The following is a 17,971-nucleotide window of genomic DNA, read 5'->3' on the forward strand; positions in this document are numbered from 1 at the left end:
TCGGCTTGAAGCCCGTCTCCCAGGAAGCCAACGTCCGGGCCGTACTGAGCAAGGTCGAACTCGGCGAAGCGGACGCGGGCATCGTCTACAGGACCGACGCCGCGACCGCTCCCGGCAAGGTCGACGCCGTCAGGATTCCCGACGACGAGAACGCCGTCGCCTCCTACCCGGCCGCCGCCCTGAAGTCGTCGAAGAACCCGAAGGCGGCCAACGCCTTCGTGAAATGGCTCAGCACCCCGGAGGCGCAGAAGCTCCTGCGCGACGCCGGCTTTCAGAAGCCCTGACCCGGGCGACAAATCTCGGGGGCTGCCCGGTGGCACTCGTCCGCGGGCAGCCCCACGCCACGCCCCCGAGGCCGTCTCGTTGCACCGCGAACGTCCCGCCGGCAGCCCACGCAACAACTGGCCCGGAACAGTCCGGGAGATCACCGCCGTCGGAAGCCGCCTCCGCGTCGTCGTCGCCTCGGACCACGTCCCTGACCTCGTCGCCGAGATCACCCCGCAGGCCGCGGCCGAACTCGAAGTGGTCGACGGGACTTCGGTGTGGACCAGCGTCAAGGCCACCGAGATCACCCTGGTCACGCGGTGAGGACGGACGGGCCCGCTGCGACGATGCCGCGATCCCATCCGGCACAAGCATGCCGATCGTCGACGCGACGGCGCGCGCACGCTCCCAGCGCCGGCCCTGGCGCTCAGGTCACTTCAGCGCCTGCTTCGCCTGCTCGCGGTTCTCCTCGAACTCGTCGGCGTAGCTCTGCGCGTCGGAACTCTCCCAGTAGGGACCGCCGTTGTAGCGGGCGGCCAGCTCACGGTACTGCCCCGGTGTCATCTCCTCGGCCGGCACGTCGAAGGAAGTGTGGGCCTTGAGGTCCGCCATGTGCTTCGCGGAGATCAGCAGGTTCTCGCTCGGATCCTTCAACGAGGTTGTCAGCTCGTCCCGTTGGTCCTCGGTGAGGTTGGCCGGGTCGTACCCCAGCGTCTCCGCTGCACGGCGGACCTGCACGGCCATCGGCCCGTAGGAGGTGTTGTCACGGTCGCCGGCGAGCGGTCCGGGGAGGTAGCCGGGAGTGACCGGGCTCCAGTCCGACTCGGCGGTGTGCCGCAGCCACTGGGCCACGTCGTCGGCGACGTAGGGCTTGCCGCCGACCTCGACCCAGGCGATGCCCGCCACCATGTCGGGAGGCAGACCGTACGCCCGCGCCGCCGCCTTGATGGCGGCCTTGTTGGCCTCGATCCACTCCTTCCTGCTGCCCAACGCATCGGTCAGCCAGAGGCTGTCGACGTCCGGCACGCCATTGCGGTGGCTCCGCAGATCCCGGAGCAGCGGCGACACCCTCTCGTCGCCGATCGTCGGCACGCTCCCCTTTCCCGGGGCGCTGCCGGGCAGCCGTGCCAGCCCGGTGCCCGCTGCCTCGACCTCCTCGGACGACAGGACGTTCACCTCGGAGAGCAGGGCCGCCGCGTCCATGCGTCCTGTGCGGAAGCCGGGGATCAGCTCCTTGGCACGCCGCAGCGCGGCCACGCATTCGCCGCGCGGGCCCTGTTCGGCGTGGAGTGCGGCGCCGAACGCCTCGGCGGCCTGCTCGTAGTGGCGGTCGGCCTCGTCCACGATCTCCGCGCGGTCCACGCCCAGTTCGGCGAACCAGTCGAGCAGGCTCGTCGAGGACCGCAGGTCCTCCCAGCGGCGCATCGGCTCGGTTTCCTGCGCGGTACGTGTGATCGGGACCGCCCCTCTGGAGATCAGCCCGGTGAGCCGGTCCTGGGCTTCGCGCCCGAGTCGCAGCTTCCGTCTGGCGTCCTCGACAGCCCGGGCGTACGTCAGCAGCGCCTTCGACGCCGCTTCGTAGCCGTCCAACAGCCCCTGTACCAGGCCCTTCACGTCCTTCAACCGGCCCTCGTGGCCGGCATCGGCATCGCTGCTCCATTCCACGGACTCCGCCCTTTCGACGGAGGGCCCGACGGAGGCGAGCAGAAGGCGCATGCGCTGGTACTCGGCGGCGTTGCGCTCGATGAGCCTCGGGTCGCAGTGCTCCAGGAACTTGACGTCCTCGTAGTACGGCACGGCGGTCAGCCCCCCTTCGGGCGCGACGTACGCGGAGGAGTCGGCGAAGTCCTTGAGCTCCGCCGCCGTACTGCCCTCCACGGAGGTGCCGTTGTCGTTGGTGGACCCCAGCAGAGGGGACAACACCGTCAGCAACGCCGCGACGTCCCGGCCCCGTTCGTCGGCGACGCGGGCGAAGTCCACCACCGCCGCGGAGACTTCCGCGTGGGAGCGCGGCACGCGTGCCATGGTGCCGATGTCCCCGTCGAGGCGCCCCCGTTCGAGCAGCCGGGCGATCTCCAGCGGCGAATGCGCGCCGGCGTCGCCCGTCTTCGACTCCGGCTCCGACTCCGGTACCGCGCTGAAGCCCTCAGTCATGCGCCAACTCCCCTGGTGGCCGCGGCTCAAGAAGGCTCAGCGTAGGCACGTCGTCGACCCGCCGCCAGCCTCTGTGTGCGCGCACAACCCACTGATGCGCCACCCCACATGGGACGTGGCCAAGACTTGCCGGTACTCCGCCGTCATCCCCGGGTAGGTCCACCCGTGGACGCACCGAGGGCCATATTCGGGGGAGGGCATCGTGCGTGAGTGGGTGCGAGCTGAGGACGGGCGAGCGCTCCGGGTCGAATGGGCGGGGGATCCGCACGGGCAGCCGGTTTTCCTGCTGCACGGCATGCCCGGTAGCCGCATGGGGCCGCGGCCACGCGACCTGGTCCTCTACCAACGGCGTACCCGGCTGATCTCCTATGACCGTCCTGGCTACGGCGGTTCAGACCGGCAGCCCGGGCGCCGTGTCTCCGACGGCCCGCGCGATGTGGTGGCGGTCGCGGACACATTGGGGCTCGACCGGTTCGCGGTCGTAGGCCGGTCTGCGGGTGCCCCGCACGCCCTCGCCTGCGCGGCTCTGTTCCCGGAGCGGGTGACGCGGGTAGCGGCTCTCGTCGGTCTTGCCCCCGTGGACGCCGAGGGTCTCGACTGGTTCGCGGGAATGGCGGAGTCGAACGTCGACGACTTCCGCACGGCGGTCGCGGACCCGGAGGGTTTCGCACAGCGGATCATTCCGCGCTCAGAAGCTATCCGCACCGACCCGGCCCGCCTCATCGAGGCGCTGCGAGCGGAATTGACCGACGACGACCTGCGCGTCCTGTCGGACACAGGACTCAGGTCGATGCTGCTTCGTACCTACGGGGAGGCAGTGCGGCACTCCGCCTATGGCTGGATCGATGACGCATTGGCACTGTGCCGCCCATGGGGCTTCGACCCGGCAGAGGTCAAGACGCCTGTGCTGCTGTGGCACGGGCGCCGGGACGTGTTCTCCCCCGCATCGCACTCGGCATGGCTGGCAGCCCGGATCCCCCGCGCGCACGCGGTCCTCGACCCGGCTGCCGCACACTTCGCCGCGCTTCAGGCTCTTCCCGCAGTGCTGCGCTGGGTGGTGGACAGCGCGCGGGCATGAGACCACGGCAGCCTGGCACCGACAGGAGGCGTCCGTCCCGCCCCGCACCGGCGCGACGTACGTATGCGGCCGCGTCCGGCAGCGCCGGCCTTACACGGCCAGCGGCTCCAAGTCCCTGTAGATGCGCCGCTGTTCCGAAGCCACACGCAGGATGCCGTTGTCCTCGCCCAGCAGCATCCGCAGTTCGGTGAGCGCTTCCTCACGCATGCTGTGTGCCTCACCCGTGCGGCCGAGAGCGGCCAGCGTGAGCCCATGATTGGTGATGATGCCGAGAGTTTCCGGATGATGCGGGCCCAGTCCGCTCCGAAGCGCAGCCACAGCGGCCGCCTCGATGGCCAGCGTCGCCTCCAAGTCTCCTGCGTCGGCAAGTGCGTTGGCGTAGTTCACGCCGCAGAACAGTGTGTGAGGATGCTGCGCTCCGAGCACCTCGGTCATCCGCTCACGCGCCCGTCGCAGCACCTGGGCCGCCTCTTCCGCGTCACCGCACCCCCAGTGGAAGACTCCGAGGTTGTTGAGGGCGGCCTGGGTGTACGGGTGCTTCTCACCAGGCACCTTCATGTACTCGGCCAGTGCCTCCTCGGCGACGCGGCGCGCCGCCTCGCGTTCGTCCGCGGCGAAGAGGTCGGCGGCCAGGTTGAGGTCGCAGGCCAGGCTGTCGGGCGTGGGCGCGGTGTACTGGGCGCGGTACTGGGCCTGTGTGGCCTGGGTCAGGCGCCGCGCGTCCTCGAACTTCCCGTCGCGACGCAGCGACACCGCGAGCGATTTGGCGCAGGCGAGGGTGCCGGGGAAGGACTTCCCAAGTATCCGCTTGTGCGATTCGTACGTCCGGGAGAGCAGCGCCGTGGACTCGCCGTAACGGCCGACTTCCCGCAGGTCCCGGCCGAGGGCGTTGGCAGAGGCGAGGGTGTACGGATGGTCCGGGCCGAGGACTTCCATACGCCGGTCCAGGACGTCCTGGTCGAGCGCGCGCGCTTCGCCGAAGCGGCCGACCATCCGCAGGGCCAGCGCCAGGTTGTTGGCGGCGGACAGGGTGCGTGGGTGGGAGTCGTGGAAGATCTGGCTGAACCCGTCGTGCGCCTCGCGAGCGAGCTCGACAGCCGACTGGTAGGCACCGAGCGCAGCGAGGTCGCTGGCGAGGCTGGAAGTGGTCACGTAAGCGTGCGGGTGGCTCTCACCGAGGACGGCTTTCTGCCGGTTGAGCAGGTCGGTGTCGATCTCCCGGGCTTCGACGTAACGCCCTTGGGAGCGTTGGATGTTGGCGAGCTGCCCCCGCAGATAGAGGTACTGCACGTCGTCTTCGCCGAGCAGCCCGCGCCAGTCCTCGAGGAGATCCTCCGCGAGCAGGCGGGCGCTGGGGAAGTCGCCGCGCTTCCACAGGTACCGGACGCGGTCGATGAGGAGCCTGCGTGTCTCGGACTCCTTGCAGTGCCGGGCGTCGCTGGCACCCAGGTGGGGCCAGATCAGGTCGAACCGGGGCCAGGTGCCCGGATCGTCGATGGGTTCGTCCTCGTCGGGCCTGATGCCGGACAGGACGGTGTGCACGACGTGCCGTGCCTCGCGCTGTTCCTCCTCCGTGAGCTGCGAACGGATGATGGCCTGGACGAGGCGATGCACCTGGATGCTGTTGCCCATCTGGTCGATCTTCGCCAGGGCGAATCTCCCGATCTCCCGGATGATGCGCCCCAGGACGAGTTTCTCCTGCAACGCAGGGTCGTAGGGCTTGAGCGCCTCGATCATCTCCCGGCTGTAGAGCAGCTGGTTGGAGATGGGTTCCGGCGCCAGGAACGCGCACAACTGCAGCAGACGCACGGAGGCCGGTGAACGCTCCTTGAGGCGTGCGATGGAGACGTTCCAGGTCGCGGCAACCGACTCCGGGTAGCCGGGTGCCCTGTTCATGAGGGCGAGGACCTCGACGGTCTGAGCCGCGAGCTGTTCGAGGTACTCGTCGACCGGGGTGGCGGTCTCGGCCAGCCACGCCGCGGCCTGCTCGACGGCGAGTGGCAGATCGCCGAGTGCTCCGGCCACCTGCTCGGCCTCGGCGGGACTCAGCGCGGGGGCACGCCGGGTGAGGTGCTCGACGCTCTCCTCGCGCAGGAACACATCGACGGGAAGGGATGCTCCCTGCTGTGCCCAGGCCTGGTTGCGCGAGGTGACGAGGATGTGGCCGCTGCCTTCGGAAGGGAAGAAGCGGGTGAGCTGAGCCGGGTCGTCGGCGTTGTCGAAGACCAGCAGCCACTGGTCGGTCGGGGTGCCGCGGCTGAGGAGGCGGATGGCCTCCGAGCATGCGAGGGCCATGTCATCGGCAGGGGCTCCGAGCCGTGCGGCGAGTTCGGCGAGCGAGGCGACGACCTGCTCCGTCTCCTCGGCGGATATCCACCACACCAAGTCATAGTCGGCGAGGAACCGGTGCACGTACTCGATGGCGACCTGCGTCTTGCCGACTCCTCCGAGGCCGTAGAGCGCCTGCGGCTGCGGCAGTACGGCGGACACCCCGCCTGCGAGCTGGTCGCGGAGCTGATCGAGGACCTCGTCACGTCCGGTGAATGTGGTGTTGCGCAACGGCGCGTTCCAGATTCCTGGGACCTTGCCGGGGAAGCGAGCCCCGGTGCCCGCTCCTTCGAGAGCCTGCGGCACGTGGCCGACGCACCGCAGCAGCGCAGCGATGCACTGCTGCTCATCGACACGGTTCAGATCGACGGGATTGTGGTCCAGGTACGCGGCAGGAAGCCGTGCGTCCTCGATGCGCAGCGGGTACAGCTGATGGTCCGGTCCGCCGGCGTCGGCCTCCCGCGTCAGGGCACGCCATGTGGCCTCCGCCCAGCGGGACTTGAGGAACGAGGGTGAAAGCAGCACCAGGGTCCGGGCATCGACGGCCGTGGTGGTCGGTGCGTCCTCGGTCGTCTCATACGAGAGGTCCCGCTGCGTGACCTGGCATCCCGCACGGGTCAGTACTGCTTCGATCCAATCGGCCCACATCCGGTTCTCGGCCACGTACACGAGCGTGACTTCGGTGGTGGGCGTGTGCGGGCGGCGCCGCAGGAAGGCGTCCCGGCACCGCAGCCGCACCTGCTCGGCCACCGGTGGAAGCGAGGTCACCTCTTCGTCGGTGAGGACCGCGGTCAAGCGCTCGAAGGAGGAAAGGAGCGAGTTCGCGACGCCCGGTTCGTCGCCGACGGTGGCGAGGGTCTCCTCGTACGCGTAGTACGGCCGGTAGGGGATCTCGACGGCGCCCCAGTAGGCGGTGAGTTCTTCCCCGGTCAGCCCTCTGGGCAGACCGTCGAACTTCAGACGGGCGAGCGCGCGTCCAGCGTCGACCTTCTCCTTCTCCCCCTCATCGATACGCATCGGCACCGGCAGGACGCGAATGGGACGGCCCCGGTACCCGGACTCGACGCTGCGGGCTATCGCGGCGGCACCGTCCAGGGCCTGATCGGAAAGCGTGAAGCAGTCGACGAGCAGGTCGGGCATGTGGATGGTGCATATGTCTGCGTTGTCCGACAGCCCGGTGCGGGAGTCGATGAGGATGTAGTCGTAGTGAGCCTTCATGTCGGCGCGCAGCGCGTCGAGGAACAGGCCACCGCCGAGCCGCTCGTAGAAGTTGTCCCACTCGAACGATGACACGCTCGCGGAATACTCACGGTTCTGACGGCCCGCCGAGAGGAAGTCGAGGGTCGCCCGGGACGGGAACCGCCAGCCGAGCCGCTCGGGCGAGAGGGAGACGACGTGCGGTTCGACGCGTGCGTACTCCTGGTGCCAGGGCCCGTTGCGTGGCCCTTTGGTGGTGGCCTGCCAGCAGTACTCGGTGATGATGTCGATGACGCCGCTGGTCGCGCCGAGCACGTTCGGGTCCAGGAAGGGGTGAAAGAAGCGGTGCAGGCCCGGCGCCTCCAGGTCCCAGTCCACGGCGAGGACCCGCTTCCCGTTCGCGGCAAGTATCCAGGCGGTGTTGGCCATCGCCATGGTCCGCCCGGTGCCGCCTTTGTACGAGTAGAAGGTGATGATCCGGCCGTCGCGAGTTGCGGTCATGCGGATCCTCCAGGCGCAGGTGGTGGTTGGGGCGTCTCTGTCTCCGGCTCCCACAGCGAGGGACCGGTGAGGCGGGGGCGCGGCAGGCGCTCCCCGGCCGGAGGGTTGGCCTTGGCGTGGCTGAAGAAGCGGTTGGTGGTCTCGGCGACGACCTTCGGCAGTACGTGACTGAAGGCGTCGAGCGTCGGCACTCCGTCGACGGCGGTACGGCAACCGGAGAGCCGGCCCCGCTCGGTGAGGGTGGGCAGGGTGTCGGCGACACGTCTGAACAGGCGCTCGCCGACCTCGCCTTGGCTCTGCTCGTCGCCACGGCAGCGCGGCACGAGCATGCTGGTCCATGGCTGTACGGCCGCGTCGTATGCGGCGAGGCGCTGTCGCCGCCCTTCGTCGCTGAGCGCCCAGAAGTCGAGCAGGAGGATGTGCGGCCGGTCCGCGCCCGCCGGTGCGTCGGCCAGGGTGTGCTCGTCGAAGTCGGAGACGGTCAACTGGTAATCGAGCGAACGGATTTGCTCGCTGACGACTCTTGTGAGCGGGCGCGTGGTCTCGTGGTGGTACGGACCCCAGTCCTGCGCCGTCGTCCCGTACGGCTCGGGCGTACGGCGCTCAGGCACCGTGTAGCGGGTGGGCGCAGCGACGGTGACGTGGATGGAGCGGGTGCCGGTGCCGTGCGGTTTGAAGGCGCTCGGGGTGGATTCGTAGTCGAGGGGTTCGCACGGCGGTGGGGTGGACGTGAGCGCCACGTCGACGATGCGGCGCGCAAGCCGGAAGACGGCCTCCTCGTAGGCGTCGTGCAGACGCTTGACCTTGATCAGCCCGTAGAAACCGTCCCGTGCGTACTCCGTGCCGTACTCGGCGTGGTCGACGTGGATGTGCCTCGCCGGCTCCGGCAGGTCGTCGAGCGGGACAGGCGTCCATAAGGCGGGCACGATGGCCGAGAAATCGCCCTGCCCGGTCCGCCGCGCACGGAGCACCCGTTCGTTGAACGCGTACCACTCGCGCCCGCACTCCATGCTGCTGAAGTACCGGGGGGCGTACAGCGGAACGAACACGCGGCAGCCGGCGAGATTCTCGCTCAGCTTGTCCGGCCAGCCGTCACCCGTGCGTAACTGCCGGTCCATGAACCCGGCGTGCGCGGCACCCGGCAGTGTCGTCAACTGCAGAATGTCCCGGCACAGATCCTTGAAGAGGACGTGGACCCAGTGATCAGGGTTCGGCCCGTCGGGGTCGGCCGGTGTATGCGCGTAGCTAAGGAAGAAGTACGGGCCCTCCCCCGATTGTTGCGGCATGCGTCGCGTCTCGTGACCCGCTGACTCCATGCACCCCCCTGGCCCCGATCGGATACCTAATGTGCCCGATGGTCTCCGGGCACGTGCCGCCCAATTCAAGACATTCGCGGTCGGTGCTCAGCCAAGTCCCTGCACGCGTGGTCAACCGCGTCGCAAAGTGCGAACAGTGAGACGGCCCTGCCGTGCAGCACACGACGGGTGATGAGGCGCTCGGGCATTCGCGATCCGACGGCCGCGAAGTCGCTGTCGTCCAGGACGACGTCCTGGTAGTCGATCCATTTCCCGTCGGCCTCCCCTACGACACAGCGGTAGGTGCGCATCGGGGGGTCGGGCCACGCCCGGTACTCGGCGAGGTGGAACGCGCTGCACTCCCCGAATCCCGTTCGCAGCAGCAGCACTTGTGAGTCCACCGCGTACAGCTTCCCGAGCGGCGACCTCTCTCCCAGGTGGCAGTGCGGGTCGTGCCCCTCGACCAGTGAGGCGGCCCGCGGTCCGATCGCCGCGAACGACGTCTGCGGATGTGCGCTGCGGTGGGCCCCTGGTGCGCAGCGCACGTACTCCGAAAGGGCCCCTACGGTGGGGCATGGCGTCCGCCACGGGTCGTACGGCGCCATCGCCGCCCGGTCGGCCTCGCGTTCGGCGTGCGACATATGGGCGGTCCGCTTGAGGTAGGCGTCCGATGTATCCGAGTTCTCCGGCGTGAAGGTGGGGACGACCAACGTGCCCTCGGGCCCGAGGACTTCATCGAGGGCGCTGTGAACAACGGCCGGGGCCAAGCCGCTGCCCCCCAGGGAGGCGTGAACGAGCAGAGTGGATCCAAGTTTGATCCCCAACTCGGTGAGGAAAGCGGCAAGTTCCTGAACTGTGCGGGGGGTGCTGTGTTCAATCACCGTGCAGCTCACGGAGTTCGGCCTCCACGCTTTCGGCGACCACGTGCCCGCTGCCGGTGAGATGGCCGGGCTCGATCGCGTCGAGCGCCGTGCGTGCGGCTGCCCGGGCACGGTCACGGTCACCTGAGGACCCCGCGAATGCGGCTTCGCCGGTCAACCGGTCGGCCTCGTCCAAGAGGTTCTTGGCCGGGCTTCCGACGAGCGAGAGGTCCGTGCACTCGCTGAGAGCGCGCAGCCGCGCCCTGCGGCAGGCGAGGAATATTCCGAGTGCCAACTCCTCCGGACCGGTGTCGATTCCGACGCCGAGGGCGCCTTCCCCGTGCCGTCCAAGGTGCACCCCCGCACCCGGCAGGAGCGGGGTCACTGCGGTGATGCGGCTGGTCTGCCCCGGCACGCGCGAGTCGAGGATGCTCCGCGCCTCCCGCCAGAGCCGGGCGAATCCCTCCCGCTCCGGCACCGTGTCGAGTGGTCCCGCCTCCGGGACCGCGAAGCAGCCGCGATAGGGATCAGCATCGTCGAGAAGCACGCCCTCATCGAGCACGGGCAGCGGACGCCACGTCTCCTCGTCCGCAGAGAGCTCGACGGTCACCTTCACACCTGACGACACGTACCAGAGGTCGAGCGTGCAACCGTCCGCGTGGGTGACCACCTCGATCCGGCCCTCGTCCGGCGCCATCGAGCGCTCGCTCCCCCGCCGGGTCTCCTCGACGGACAGGGTGCCGAGTGACGGCAGGTGTAATTGCCGGCCTTGACCCTGCCACGCCACTCGCACCTCCGAGCGAGAGCGCAAGGCCGCGGCCACGGCTGTCGCACCGAGCCGCTCAGGGCCGCTGCCTCGGCCTGCCGCAGCAGCGAGAAGAGAGGCACGGACGTAGGGGTAGCCGAGCAGGGCGTCCAGTTCCGCTGCTGCCGGTGAGTCGTCGAGCGTGGTGAACGCCTCCCACACCGACTCTTCGCGCTCGAGTCCGGCGAGCAGCGTTCGGTTCAACAACGACTGCTCATAGGCGAGTTCATCGTCGCTGTGCACCACCGGCGACAGCTCCCACCTGGTGATGCGCTGGGCCACACCCTCGATGAACGCCTTGAGGTCCGCGCAGTAGACCGATGGATTGTCGAAGCCGTTCTCGGTGCTGTAGCGGTGCGCATACAAACCACCACCGCAGGAGGCCACCACCGGGCAGGTGCGGCACGCGTCCGCAAGCCCTTCGATGCCCGACTGGCGGGCCCGCACACCGGGGTGGGCAGCCAGCGTCTCGAAGCCGTGCCGGAAGACGTCGTATCCGGTGGCAGCAGCACCGTCGTAGGCCGTCTTCAGCGAATCGGCCTGCTCGAAGCTGCCGTCGGTCTCCACCACGGCCAGGTCGGTAGGCGCGAGGCCCAGTGATTCGGTGAGACTCGGGCCGCCCCGCAAGGTGGACAGGACGGACTCGAAGAAACGGACGGGTAGGGACTGTCCCTGCTCGTCCCACCGGTCGAAGGCAGCCAACAGCCAGTCGGCATAGGGCGTTTGCCCTTGCCCGGTACTCACCCCGGACCCGTCCGGGGGCCGGTCCCAGGTCGCGTGCGGGAGCAGATAGTCGATCCGGGGAGGGTCGAGGGAGGTCAGGGCGTCGTGCACCGAGTACGGATCATTGGCCAGGTCCACAGTGCACAGCAGACCCAGGTACAGGTGGCGGAACTCGGTCTCCCTCAGTAGATCCAAGGAACGCAGTACCCGGTCGTAGCTGCTCCGGCCCCGGCGGTCCCTGCGGTGCCGGTCGTTCGCAGCGCGGTCGCCGTCGAGGGAGACCCCGATCTTGACGCCGAACTCGTTGAAGAGCCCTAGGTGGGCGCGATTCAGCTGGACGGCGTTGGTGTGAATCCGCAGGTCGAGCGATGTCACCGGTGAAAGGTGGGTGACCAGGCGTTCACAGATGCCGCGAATGCGCTTGGGGCCGGCGAGGAGCGGCTCACCACCGTGGAGGATGACCAGCACTTCCTCAAGCTGCTGCGCTTTCGCGTACTCGGCAAAGCGCCGCGCCACCTGGTCCGCGGTCTCCTCGGACAGGACCCTCGGCAGGGAGGCCCAGGTGGAGTCACCGTGCTCATAGATGTAGCAGTGATCGCAGGCGAGGTCACACCTGCTGTGGATCTTGAGCACTAATTGACGGAGCGCAGCTGACACGCGCTCACCCTAGGACGAGCCAAGGGAAAAGTTTAAGAACCAAACACCTGGGAAGTATCAGGAGTCTTTCCGAGCAGCAGTGACGCACCGCTCCGGACCGGCGAGCCCCAGTGTGGCCGTCGACCCGCAGACGATCTCAAGAAGCCGCTCAGACGGCCGAGTTGAAGGTGGGCAACTTGACGGGCGTCAATCCGGAAGCCTGCAGCAGCCGACCGGTGGCCCTACGGGCAGCGGTGGTGCGTGGGTCAATCACGGCGAGAGCCACCGGCCGCTTGGTCGCAGCGGCGGCGGTGTTCGTGACCACACATGGCTTCATGGCGCTGCCCCGTTGTTTTGTGCTGAAGGAAGGACTCGTTGATCCGCATCCTAAGGCCTGACCCGCCATCGCGCAGCCGCCGGGGACGGCCACTTCACCCGGAAGCCGAGGGAAATCGGGGGGACGCTCATGAGTCATATAGCGCCACGGACGACCATAGGCGCACGGGACCTCGCGCCGCTGTTCCTCGTCAACGATCGCCTCGCGGTGAGCCGCCAGGACGAGGCGATGAAGACGGTCCGATTACAGCTCTCCCTCCTGCTTCTGGCGACGTTCGTCTCCGCGGCGGGGCATTGGGCCGGATGGGCCGCCGGGGCCTGGCTGGCTGCGGTCGCGTACGCGCTGGCGCTGGGGTTCGGCGTGCACGCGAGCCGGAGACGAGCCCGCGTGCACTACCACGCGCACCGCGCTGCGGCGGAGATGGTCAAGAGACTGTGCTGGCTCTACATGGCGAGAGGTGGAGAGTTCGGGGCCGGCGCCCCGAACCCGGAAGCGCTGTTCGCCACGCGCCTCGAGGACGGGATGCGTGAGTTACGCAAAGCCGGCTGGGACGCCGCACGCTGTGGGGCGCAGCCGACCGGGGAAGGGCAGATAACGGAAGTGATGCGCGCGGTGCGGGGCAAGTCTTTCGTGACCCGCCGTGACATCTATCTGCGGGACCGCGTGCAGGAGCAACTCGCCTGGTACGGCGGCAAGTCCGAACGCTCGCAGCGCTCGGCCGCTGTGTGGTCGGGAATCATCGCCATGCTGACGTTCCTTGCCTTCGCGGCCACGCTGGTCAGGGCGGTCGGTTTCATAGGTGATGACCTGACCGGGATGTGCTCCGCATGCGCGGCGGCCGCTGTCGCCTGGAGCGAGATGCGGCGGCAGCAACCACTCACGTATGCCCACCGGCTGATCTGGCAGGAGCTCAGCCTGGTCGAGATCACCATGCAGGAGCTTCCGCCGGAGGAAGGGGAACGCGGCGAGGAGCAGTGGGCGCAGTCCGTGGCGGAAGTGGAGCGACTGGTGTCGCCGCAGCACACCGACTGGCTGGCCCAGTTCGGCGGCTCGTAGCGCCGCACCGCGTCGTCAGGTGCGGACGGTACCCGGCGGCCAGATCACGGTGACCGAAACGTTTGCATCACGCGCATGCGCAACGATCTGCGCCGTGCCCCCACGGCCGCGCGAAGGCCGGCCGTCCCATACCGCGATGAGGTGATCGACCCTGTCGACGATCCACCGGCCGGCCGCCTCGTAAGCCTCCGGGCTGCAGGTGCGGTAGGGCATGTGAACCGTGTGCGCGCATGCGCCGAGGAGCGTCCGGTAGCGGTTCACGGCTTCGTCGCCGCCCAGGTGGTCCTCGTAGTCGTCTGCGGGAAGCACGGCCGTGAGGGGGATGCGCATCTCCAGGGCAATCTGGCCGAAGAGCTGGTCGGCTCCATCGGCGAGACAGCTCAGTGCCTCGTCCGCCGGCGCCTTCAACTCGGCCGCAAGGCGGTGCACGATCTCGGACAGTGCCGACTCAGGAATGTTCCGGTGCCCGGTGATGCCGATCCGCGTCATGGCGTCTCCTCGCTCGGCTCTCGCGGCTGGTCTCAGCGGTCCCGCCTCACACGCGCCTCACGACCCCGCCGGTTCGGTCGTGGCCTGTCGGTGACCATGAGCGCGGGCGCAGCCGTGGAACGCTGCCGTGAACCTGGGGTCGAGCAAAGCGGGTAGTGCGGGCCGCTGATGCCAACGTCGCGGAATTCGATCCGCTTTTCCATACACCCAGAGGCAATACTTGCCTCACATCAGACTTCACGGCAGAAAAGGCAAGATCCCGGTCCGACGGCGGTCGTCGGACCGGGATGGCGTGAAAGTGGGCGCGTGCGGTCCCGCACTTACGCCGCCCGCCTCTTCCCGGTGTCACGGGTCGCCCCCTCGGAGAAGGTCAGCGGCACCTGCTCGACGGGGATCTTGCCTTGCGTGCGTCCCTGGAGCTCGGGCGGACGGTAGTCCGCGTCGTTGCTGTAGCGCTCCGTGGCGGTGTTCGAGAGGTACTCGCATCCGTTCGCCGCTCGTCCGACGGGGCGGTGCAGCTGCCCCATGAGTCGGTTGAGGCCGGTGAGCGAGTCGTGCAGTTCGCCCATGCTGTCGGGCTCGAGTTCGCCGAACGCTTCCTTCTTGAACTCCAGCCCGTACCGGCGGGCCTGCTGCACCATCCACAGCAGCGCAATGTCGGACAGCCCCGTCTTCTCGTAACCACCGCCGACGTCGCAGTGCACTCCGCTGAACCACACCTGTTTCAGTTCCTGGCCGCTCTTGGCGGCTCCGGGCTGCTGGTGCCACAGCGTCGGGGTGAACGGCGCGCGCTGTTCGTCGACGGCCAGCGCGTGGAAGGCTCCCTTGATCCAGCTGCTGAGCTCGGTGTCGTGGAACGCCCACCGCCGGTTGAACGGGGCACCGGTCGGGATGCCGAGGGCACCGACCGTGTCCCACACCCCGATGAAGTGGATCCCCGTCTCGTGTGCGTGCGCGCCGCGGAACAGCTTGGAGGCAGTGCTGGTCGGCTTCTCGGCCCGGTCGCGGTACAGAGCCCACGCCTCCTTGACCCGGTGGGCGCTCTCCCGGCGCAGGATGCCGGAGTTGCGCACCAGGCCGGCCAGGCTGCGGGCGGTGAATGCGCCGCGGCTGAAGCCGAAGAGGAACAGCTCGTCACCAGGCTCGTAGGTGTCGACGAGGAAGCGGTAAGCGTCCTGAACGTTGCTGGACAACCCCATGCCGAACGCGCCGCCGCGCCACCGCTGCCACGGGCGCAGGCCGACGCCGCTGCCGTAGTACACGCGCTGCGCCGCCCCGTCAGCTTCCGTTCGAGCTGCCAGGGCGACCTTGGTGACGTTCGTCGTGCGGGGCTGGTCGGCGAAGTTCCATGTGCCGTCACAGCAGACGATCAGTTTCCTGGCCATGGCATCTCCTTCCGCGGAGAACTGCGGCAACGACGGCGTCGACGTCGTTGCCCGGCTCTCGCGGCGCGGAGAGCGGGGGCCGCGAGGCTGGCGGTCGGAACCGGATTCGACGATCGCACGGCTCCGACGGGCTCGCCATTCGGCCCAATGGAGCGTCCGCGGCCCCGCACCGCGGCGGCACGCGGCTTCCTCTGCGCGACGTCCACGGCGGGCCGATCGCACGGGCCAGGCGCACGGGCCAGGCGCACGGGAGGGCAGCCTTCACCGATACCTGGTCCCGTCCCGGACAGAGGGTCGGTGGAGCGGGAACTCAAGTCGGCGCCGCGCTGCTTCGGCAATGCCCGGCCGCCTGCGCCACGTCAACATGGGCAGGCGGCCAGGCGTCATCGGCGTGGGAGGCGACCGCCTGAGTGCCGCACGGCACCCCGCGGTCGCCCGGGAGGAGCAGCCTCAGGCTGCGGCGAGTTCCCGTTCGCTCCCGCTTCCGGGTTCGGCTTCGACCTCCTCCCGGATCCGCCGGCAGGTGCGGCTGATGAGCCGGGAGACGTGCATCTGCGAGCAGCCGAGTTCGTCAGCGATCTTCGTCTGTGTCATGTCGCAGAAGAAGCGCATGTAGAGGATGCGCTGCTCCCGCTCCGGCAGCCGCTTCAGCCGCGGCTTGACGGACTCGCGGTAGATGACGTGGTCGAAGCCGGGTTCGGTGCGGCCGAGAGTGTCGGCGAGGGAGTATCCGTCGTCGGCGCCCGGCAGCTCGGCGTCCAGAGAGAGGGTGCTGTAGCTCTCCAGCGCCTCCATGCCCACCAGCACGTCCTCCTCGGACATCCGGGCGTGCTCGGCGATCTGCGCGACGGTCGGGCTGCCCTCACCCGTCGTCAGGCTCAGCTCGCGGCGGCTGGTGCGGACGCGGTTGCGCAACTCCTGTACGCGCCGCGGCACATGCAGCCCCCACATGTGGTCACGGAAGTGCCGCTTGATCTCACCGACGATGGTCGGGATCGCGAAACTCTCGAAGGCCTTGCCGCGGTCGGGATCGAAGCGGTCGACGGCCTTCACCAGACCCAGCGAGGCGACCTGCTGCAGGTCCTCCAGGTTCTCTCCGCGGTTGCGGAACCGCTGTGCGAGACGCTCCGCCATCGGCATCCACGCCTCGACGACCCGCTGCTTGAGCTCTTCCTTCTCCGGCCCCTCGGGGAGCACGACGATGCGGCGGAAGTCCGCCGCGGTGTCGGGGGCGTCGTGGTGCGGGTGACGGGCACCCTTCGTGCGCATCTCTACGGCTGACATCGTGCTTGTGTCCTCTTCCCTCCGGTACTGCGTCCAAGCGGACACCGCAGGAGAAGGACACAGGCGGGCCGGACCACTTCATGGGTCCGAGGGCGAGACGGAGTCCCGCTCCCGCGGATGTGCCTTCTTGCCGAAGCACTGTCGGCCCGTGTGCCCCGGTCTGCCGGCAGCAAACGTCAGCGATGCGAACCGAGTTGTACGTTCTTCCGGCGCGCCACCACCGGCCCGCCACGAGGCGCCCTCGGGCAGCCCGAGCAACAGCTCCCCCGCCGGACGACCGCGACCGGCAGGCACCCGCGTCCCGTCGGCCGCCGTCGTGTGTGCCGGCCGGATCAGGCCGCGTGACCGCCGTCGACGTTCCGTGTCCGTGTCCGTGATGTGACCGGCCTCGTCACTGGCGACGTACGCGACGAGCGCGGCGACTCGCCGGGCCGCAGGGACATGGCCGTTGCCGATGCCCCGGGGAGGCGAGCCGACGTGCTCGTCGGCCACAGCGGCGAGGACCCACTCGGCCTCACTGCCGTGCCGATCGCAGCCCCCGGCCAGGAAACCGCTGGCTGCGGTCCGTTGCCGCGTGCTGTGCTGGCTCGCGTGACGTCTTCCCCGCCGTACCCGTCGTACGACGACGCCCAGCCCTCCGGCGATCCGCCGCCCGAGGCGCTCGCTTGGGCCGCCGGGTTCCTCGGCTCCGGAACGGGTGCCGGCGTGCGCGCCGTTCGCGCCTTGGGCGGTGGCAGCCACGCCTCCACTCACCTGCTGCAGGCCGCCGATCCTGAACGGCAGGCCGTGCTGCGGCGCTTCCCGCCCGGCGACGACTCCGCCGCCCGCGAGGAGAAGGTCCTGACGGCGCTCGACGGCCTGGGCGGTTTCGCCCCGCGCCTGCTGGGTGTCGATCCGCACGGCGAACGGTGCGGGCTGCCGGCCGTCCTCATCACGCGTCTGCCGGGGCGGGCCGACATCACCCCGGCCGATCCGGACGCCGCCGCGGCCGCGCTCGGGCACGCCCTCGCCCGCCTGCACGCACTCCCCCACGCCCGGCTCACCGGGTTCCGGGACGGCATGACCGCCACCCGCAGCAGCACCGGACCGGCCGCCGCGGCGCTGGACGGTCAGCTCGAACGGCTCGCTGCCCAACCGCGGGTGCTGGCCCACTTCGACTACTGGTCGGGAAACGTGCTGTGGCAGGACGGCGCGCTGACCGGCGTGATCGACTGGGATGGTGCGGGCCTGGCGCCGCGCGGGTTCGACGTCGGCTGGTGCCGGCTGGACCTCGCCCTGCTGCACGGCCCCGACACCACGACCGCCGACACGTTCTGTGCCGCCTACCAGGACGCGGCCGGCGCCCCACTGCCCGATGTGGCGCTGTGGGACCTCTACACGCTCGCCCGTTCCCACCGCACCGTGGAGACCTGGGTCCCCAACTACGCCGGTCTCGGCCGCACCGACCTCACCGGCGGGGAGCTTCGACGGCGCCACACCGCGTGGACGGCACGATGTCTCGCTGCCGTCGGCGGGACCTTCTGACGAAGCCTGTCCGGCATCGGCCAAGCCCTCAGGCCGATCTGAGTATCCCGACGGA

Annotated in this window: 12 protein-coding genes and 1 pseudogene; 5 read left to right on the forward strand and 8 right to left on the reverse strand. The window is 69.2% G+C overall.

Translation table 11 applies throughout. The features are described from left to right. Together modA and I004_RS37005 are read left to right on the forward strand one after the other, a co-directional pair. On the forward strand, positions 1-284 hold a 284-nt coding region (gene modA / locus I004_RS0129770; RefSeq protein ID WP_028438462.1), incomplete at its 5' end, for a molybdate ABC transporter substrate-binding protein. Between the two features lie 61 nt (positions 285-345). Continuing rightward, positions 346-588: pseudogene (locus I004_RS37005) on the forward strand (TOBE domain-containing protein); the annotation flags it as partial. A gap of 108 nt (positions 589-696) precedes the next feature. Here I004_RS37005 and I004_RS0129780 read toward each other — a convergent pair. Further along, complete coding sequence (locus I004_RS0129780) at positions 697-2,418, reverse strand: hypothetical protein (RefSeq protein ID WP_051345599.1); 1,722 nt, start codon at positions 2,416-2,418, stop codon at positions 697-699. Between the two features lie 202 nt (positions 2,419-2,620). On the opposite strand from I004_RS0129780, the gene I004_RS0129785 reads away from it, so the two are divergent. Further along, positions 2,621-3,496 (forward strand): alpha/beta fold hydrolase, encoded by an 876-nt coding sequence (locus tag I004_RS0129785; protein WP_028438464.1) that lies wholly within the window; start codon positions 2,621-2,623, stop codon positions 3,494-3,496. A 90-nt stretch (positions 3,497-3,586) separates the two neighbouring features. Here the strand turns inward: I004_RS0129785 and fxsT are convergent, their stop codons facing one another. The 4 genes from fxsT to I004_RS0129805 all read right to left on the reverse strand — a co-directional run bounded on the left by fxsT (position 3,587) and on the right by I004_RS0129805 (position 11,862). Then, positions 3,587-7,522 carry an FxSxx-COOH system tetratricopeptide repeat protein gene (fxsT, locus tag I004_RS0129790; protein ID WP_028438465.1) on the reverse strand — a complete coding sequence of 1,312 codons (3,936 nt, stop codon included), beginning with the start codon at positions 7,520-7,522 and terminating at the stop codon, positions 3,587-3,589. After that, a complete protein-coding gene (locus I004_RS37010; protein WP_051345600.1) occupies positions 7,519-8,808 on the reverse strand; it encodes a TIR-like protein FxsC in 1,290 nt (429 codons plus the stop codon). The genes fxsT and I004_RS37010 overlap by 4 nt, the downstream gene beginning before the upstream one ends. Before the next feature lie 95 nt (positions 8,809-8,903). Continuing rightward, entirely contained in the window at positions 8,904-9,710 is an 807-nt protein-coding gene (locus I004_RS0129800) for an AAC(3) family N-acetyltransferase (RefSeq protein ID WP_486580659.1), read from the reverse strand. Beyond that, positions 9,691-11,862, reverse strand: a complete 2,172-nt coding sequence (locus I004_RS0129805) for an FxsB family cyclophane-forming radical SAM/SPASM peptide maturase (protein WP_028438467.1) — start codon at positions 11,860-11,862, stop codon at positions 9,691-9,693. Before I004_RS0129805 ends, I004_RS0129800 begins: the two co-directional genes overlap by 20 nt. Before the next feature lie 445 nt (positions 11,863-12,307). Here I004_RS0129805 and I004_RS0129815 point away from each other — a divergent pair, with 445 nt between their 5' ends. Continuing rightward, positions 12,308-13,234: a DUF4231 domain-containing protein gene (locus tag I004_RS0129815; RefSeq protein ID WP_037978467.1), complete on the forward strand. Its 927-nt coding sequence runs from the start codon at positions 12,308-12,310 to the stop codon at positions 13,232-13,234. A gap of 15 nt (positions 13,235-13,249) precedes the next feature. Here I004_RS0129815 and I004_RS0129820 read toward each other — a convergent pair whose 3' ends face one another. The 3 genes from I004_RS0129820 to I004_RS0129830 all read right to left on the reverse strand — a co-directional run bounded on the left by I004_RS0129820 (position 13,250) and on the right by I004_RS0129830 (position 16,392). Then, complete coding sequence (locus tag I004_RS0129820; protein ID WP_028438469.1) at positions 13,250-13,723, reverse strand: hypothetical protein; 474 nt, start codon at positions 13,721-13,723, stop codon at positions 13,250-13,252. A 320-nt stretch (positions 13,724-14,043) separates the two neighbouring features. Continuing rightward, entirely contained in the window at positions 14,044-15,108 is a 1,065-nt protein-coding gene (locus I004_RS37015; protein ID WP_051345601.1) for a T6SS phospholipase effector Tle1-like catalytic domain-containing protein, read from the reverse strand. 450 nt (positions 15,109-15,558) lie between these two features. Next, on the reverse strand, positions 15,559-16,392 hold the full coding sequence (locus I004_RS0129830; RefSeq protein WP_199779495.1) for a SigB/SigF/SigG family RNA polymerase sigma factor: 834 nt from the start codon (positions 16,390-16,392) through the stop codon (positions 15,559-15,561). A 591-nt stretch (positions 16,393-16,983) separates the two neighbouring features. On the opposite strand from I004_RS0129830, the gene I004_RS37020 reads away from it, so the two are divergent. After that, a complete protein-coding gene (locus I004_RS37020) occupies positions 16,984-17,916 on the forward strand; it encodes an aminoglycoside phosphotransferase family protein (RefSeq protein ID WP_051345643.1) in 933 nt (310 codons plus the stop codon). Positions 17,917-17,971 lie beyond the last annotated feature (55 nt).

This window comes from Streptomyces sp. TAA486, assembly GCF_000426165.1.

What these genes read in the sequence shown, in the direction of transcription:
- I004_RS0129780 (WP_051345599.1), bottom strand. Translation starts at nt 2,418, where the DNA reads ATGACTGAGGGCTTCAGCGCGGTACCGGAGTCGGAGCCGGAGTCGAAG.
- fxsT (WP_028438465.1), bottom strand. Translation starts at nt 7,522, where the DNA reads ATGACCGCAACTCGCGACGGCCGGATCATCACCTTCTACTCGTACAAA.
- I004_RS37010 (WP_051345600.1), bottom strand. Translation starts at nt 8,808, where the DNA reads ATGCCGCAACAATCGGGGGAGGGCCCGTACTTCTTCCTTAGCTACGCG.
- I004_RS0129815 (WP_037978467.1), top strand. Translation starts at nt 12,308, where the DNA reads ATGAGTCATATAGCGCCACGGACGACCATAGGCGCACGGGACCTCGCG.
- I004_RS0129820 (WP_028438469.1), bottom strand. Translation starts at nt 13,723, where the DNA reads ATGACGCGGATCGGCATCACCGGGCACCGGAACATTCCTGAGTCGGCA.
- I004_RS37015 (WP_051345601.1), bottom strand. Translation starts at nt 15,108, where the DNA reads ATGGCCAGGAAACTGATCGTCTGCTGTGACGGCACATGGAACTTCGCC.
- I004_RS0129830 (WP_199779495.1), bottom strand. Translation starts at nt 16,392, where the DNA reads ATGTCAGCCGTAGAGATGCGCACGAAGGGTGCCCGTCACCCGCACCAC.